Origin of the sequence: Micromonospora sp. LOL_015 (assembly GCF_048060275.1) — a bacterium.
GTDB lineage: Bacteria > Actinomycetota > Actinomycetes > Mycobacteriales > Micromonosporaceae > Micromonospora_E.
On the sequence record NZ_JBHMIO010000130.1, the window covers coordinates 1 to 1504 of the forward strand.

At 72.3% G+C, this 1504-nt stretch carries 2 protein-coding genes and 1 pseudogene; all 3 read right to left on the reverse strand.

Annotated elements, in window-relative coordinates; genetic code table 11:
- Positions 1-133: pseudogene (locus tag ACFHWU_RS29085) on the reverse strand (RidA family protein); the annotation flags it as partial.
- Entirely contained in the window at positions 130-933 is an 804-nt protein-coding gene (locus ACFHWU_RS29090) for a 2-keto-4-pentenoate hydratase (protein ID WP_416592293.1), read from the reverse strand. The pseudogene ACFHWU_RS29085 and the gene ACFHWU_RS29090, both read right to left, overlap by 4 nt.
- A partial coding sequence (gene dmpG, locus ACFHWU_RS29095; protein WP_416592294.1) for a 4-hydroxy-2-oxovalerate aldolase occupies positions 930-1504 on the reverse strand: 575 nt, incomplete at its 5' end. The genes dmpG and ACFHWU_RS29090, both read right to left, overlap by 4 nt.

Here is a 1504-nt window from a genome sequence, read left to right on the forward strand (position 1 = left end):
CGGTGGCGCCGGCGATGGTGTTGTCGGGGCGGCGGCTGGAGGTGCCGGAGACGAAGATGAATCCGCCGGCGACCTTGACGTGCGGGAACTTGCCGCGTGGGGTGGCCTTGCCCGCGACCAGATGCGCGGTCATCGCGTACCGCCGGTGGTGGTGAGGGGCGTACCGCCGGTGGTGGTGAAGGCGGCGGTGCCGAGCCCTTGCACGGTGGCCCGCACGTGGACGCCGGGGGTGAGGGGAACGGCGGCGGTGGCCGCGCCGGCCAGGAAGATCCACCCGGCTTGGAGCGCCGGGCCGTGCCGGTCGGCGAGGGCGATGCCGGCGGTCAGGGCCCGGCAGGGGTCGCCGAGGATCGCGGCGGTGGATCCGGTCTGCACCGTGCGTCCATCGATGTCGAGGAGTACGCCGAGGTTGTCGACTTCGTCGGGGACCGGCTGCCAGGGGCCGACGACGTACAGGGCGGCGGAGGTGTTGTCGGCGATCACGTCGGGCAGCGAGAAGGTGAAGTTGGCGTAGCGGGAGTCGATGACCTCCAGCGCGGGGGCGACGGCCCGCACCGCGTCGGTGAACGGCATCCCGGGTGTCGGCGGCCTGTCGAGGAGGAAGGCGATCTCCGGTTCGACCCGGGGGTGGATCAGCCCGGAGATGTCCACGGCGGCGCCGTCGGGCACCTGCGTGGTGTCGGTGAGTTGGCCGAGGATCGGCTCATCGACGCCGACCTGCGCCATCTTGGCCTGGCTGGTCAGGCCCATCTTGGCGCCGACGAGGCGTTCGCCCCGGTCGGTGCGGCGGGCGATCAGGGCCTGCTGCACCGCGTAGGCGGCGTTGACGTCGACCCGGTGGGTGTCGGCGAGCTGCTCGATCGGGGTGCCGGTGACGGCCGCCTCGTCGAGCCGGGCGGCGAGGTCGGCGGTGTCAATGCTGGTGGCGGTCACGGGCGCTCTCCGTTGACGAGGTCGAGGGCGACGTCGGTGATCATGTCCTCCTGGCCGCCGACCATCCTGCGGCGGCCGAGTTCGACCAGGATGGACCGCACGTCCAGGTTGTAGCGGTCGGCGGCGCGTTCGGCGTGGCGCAGGAAGCTGGAGTAGACGCCGGCGTAGCCGAGCGACAGGGTTTCCCGGTCGACCCGCACCGGCCGGTCCTGCAGCGGCCGGACCAGGTCCTCGGCGGCGTCCATCAGCGCGAACGTGTCGCAGCCGTGTTTCCAGCCGTGCAGGTCGGCCACGGCGGTGAAGACTTCGAGGGGGGCGTTGCCGGCCCCGGCGCCCATCCCGGCGAGGGAGGCGTCGACCCGGGTGGTGCCGTGCCGCACGGCGATCACACTGTTGGCCACGCCCAACGAGAGGTTGTGGTGGGCGTGAATGCCGATCTGCGTTTGCGGGTCCAGGACCTGCCGGTAGGCGTCGACCCGGGCGGCGACGTCGTCCATCAGCAGCCGGCCGCCGGAGTCGGTGACGTAGACGCAGTGCGCCCCGTACGACTCCATCAGCTTGGCCTGCCGCG